The sequence below is a fragment of the Anaerolineae bacterium genome (assembly GCA_016931895.1).
Lineage (GTDB): Bacteria > Chloroflexota > Anaerolineae > 4572-78 > J111 > JAFGNV01.
In genome coordinates this window covers 1-2710 of record JAFGDY010000140.1, presented here as the reverse complement: position 1 = coordinate 2710, position 2710 = coordinate 1, and the positions used below count along the sequence as shown (strand labels likewise).

Below are 2710 nucleotides of genomic sequence, written 5' to 3'. Positions count from 1 at the left end.
GTTCTGGTAAAGGTTCGTCGGTGGATGTCGCTGGGAGCGGTTGGTCGGCGGGAGGCTGGGGTTGATCAGGGGCCGGAGGTTGTTCGGGGGGCGGCGCCGGGGTTGGTTGATCAACGGGTTGGGGCTGGTCGGCGGGGGCTTGAGCGGGCTGCGGTTGCTCTGGCGGAGATTGGGGAGATTGGAATAAGGCCCCGGCCGTCACATTGCCTGCCGCCAGGAAAATGGCCAACAGCAGGGCCATCCCAAACAGCAAGGGCAATCGGCCCGAATTGATGAGGCTAAAAATCAGGCTGCGCCCATACCGGCCAGATCGAGAAAGATTAAGATGAAATGAAGCCTGTCGGCTCATAAAAAATAGTCTCCTTCCTGCAATAAGGCGCTTAGAATATCCTCAAGTCTCACCGCGGTTCCCATAGACTCAAGGCCTTATCTAATCGCCCAGCTATTATAGCAATATCAGGAGACTTTTGCCAAATCCCAGGGTTTTTGGGGACGTCTCAGATTGGAAACAAACTCCGAGCGTTTTTTAGAATATAACAAAGGCTGGCTGGCCCGTGGTTGGACTAGGTACGGCCAACATACAAAGACACCCCAAAATGAGGACGGCCAAAAACAATAAGATTGCCAAAATCAAAAGTTGCTGGCGAGAGATATTACCCATCGTAATGTTCTCAATCTTAAACTTAACTGCATTTTTTTCTATGGGTCTGTCCGACATTTTAGGAGGACCGGGGGGTGTGGGGGGCGTCCCCCCAATTCCCCCCCTGTACTTTCCAAAAATTTTGGACGCACCCTTTTTCTAGCCTGATTTTACCCTATGTAACCATAATGCACAAGCGCGGGCCGGACTCGCCCACAAGCCTTCATTTTTCTTGACAGGGTTAGGCGGTGGTGTTAGGATGTTAACATAGGTTTATCCCCAGATTTCAAAACTATAAATTGCCCGGTGTGCCAGATACCGGGCCAGCTATCAGACAAGGAGGTCAATGTGGCGCAAAAAATGAAGATCACCTATGCAACAATTTCGGCTGACAATGAGGAGTTGCAGTCAGCTTATGACCAGGCCATTGCCAGGGTCAAGACCGAGTGGTTGGGCGTGGAAGTGCCTATGTTTATTGACGGGGAAAAAGCTTACGCCAATGAAAAATTTAAGAGTTATAGCCCCATCAATACCGACATGCATTTATGCACGGCGCAAAAAGGAACGGCGGAGCATGCCCGGTTAGCCATTGCGGCGGCTAAAGCGGCTTTCCCCGGTTGGCGTAAAACTCCCTGGCCGGACCGGGTAGCCCTTATCCGCCAACTGGCCGAGAAAATAAGCGCGAACAGCCTGGAACTCAGCGCGTTGATGATTTTGGAGGTAGGAAAAAGCCGGCTAGAAGCCTTGGGCGAGGTAGAAGAAACCGCCGACTTGCTGCGCTATTATGCCGATTCAATGGAGAAAAACAGGGGTTTTATCAACGAGTTGGGCAAGCTCAATCCCAATGATCCCGGTGAGCATAACTTCAGCGTGCTGCGCCCCTATGGGGTGTGGGTGGTCATCTCGCCGTTCAATTTTCCCATGGCCCTTTCCGCTGCGCCCATTGCGGCGGCCCTGGTCACGGGTAACACGGTTGTTTTCAAAAGTTCTTCCGACGTGCCCTACGATGGTTGGAAAACGGCGGAGTTGTTTGCCGAAGCCGGTCTGCCGCCAGGGGTATTTAACTATGTCAGCGGCCCGGGGGCAACGGTGGGCCAGGAGTTGCAGGACAATCCTGACATGAGTGGCTGGACCTTCACCGGCTCTTATAACGTAGGCATGACGGTTTTAAAAACAGCCGGTCAGGGACAGTATCCTCGCCCGGCCATTATTGAAATGGGAGGCAAAAATCCCACCATTGTTTCCAATACGGCTGAAGTAAATAAGGCCGTTACCGGCGTAGTCCGGGCTGCCTTTGGCATGGATGGGCAGAAATGTTCAGCTTGCTCCCGGGTTTATGTGCAAGCAGGGATATACGATGCCTTCAAGTCCAAATTGATCGAACAAACCACGGCCATCAAAATTGGCGATCCCACCCGGCGCAATACTTTTATGGGCACAGTGATCAATAAAGCGGCCTATGAAAAATACCAACAGTATATGGCCCAGGCTCGCGTCGACGGCCAGGTATTGGTTGGGGGCCGGGTGTTGACCGAGGGCGATTTTGCCAAGGGCTATTTTGTTGAACCGGCCATTATCGAGGGGCTGCCCGAAGATCACGAGCTGGTTAAAACCGAGTTGTTTGTGCCCATTTTGTATCTGGCCAAGGTCAACACCCTGGATGAGGCTATGGCCAAAGCCAACGCCACCCATTACGGCCTGACCGCCGGTTTCTTTGGCGAAGATAAGCAAGAGATTGAATGGTTTTTAGATAATATTCAGGCCGGAACAATTTACGCTAATCGGATGGCGGGCGCTACTACCGGCGCCTGGCCCGGCGTGCAGGCGTTTGGCGGCTGGAAAGGGAGTGGGTCCAGTGGCAAGGGCATTGGCTCGCTCTATACGCTGGCGCTTTATATGCACGAGCAAAGCCGCACGATTATTGGTTGATTGTTACCGTTCAGCCTCAAGTTGCTTCGAGGGATCCAGACCCTAAAGGTCTCTATGAATTTTTAGAAATTAATCCGGTAATGTAGGGGCGTACCCTTGTGGTCGCTCCAGAGGACAGGCACAAGGCGCTGTCCCTACGAT

General features: G+C 52.6%; 2 protein-coding genes. One reads left to right on the top strand and one right to left on the bottom strand.

The window, feature by feature from the left end:
• Window positions 1–349: hypothetical protein (locus tag JW953_10815; GenBank protein MBN1993185.1), on the bottom strand; the 349-nt coding region annotated here is incomplete at its 3' end.
• Window positions 350–988: 639 nt separating this feature from the next.
• Here JW953_10815 and JW953_10810 point away from each other — a divergent pair.
• On the top strand, window positions 989–2569 hold the full coding sequence (locus JW953_10810) for an aldehyde dehydrogenase family protein (GenBank protein ID MBN1993184.1): 1581 nt from the start codon (window positions 989–991) through the stop codon (window positions 2567–2569).
• Window positions 2570–2710 lie beyond the last annotated feature (141 nt).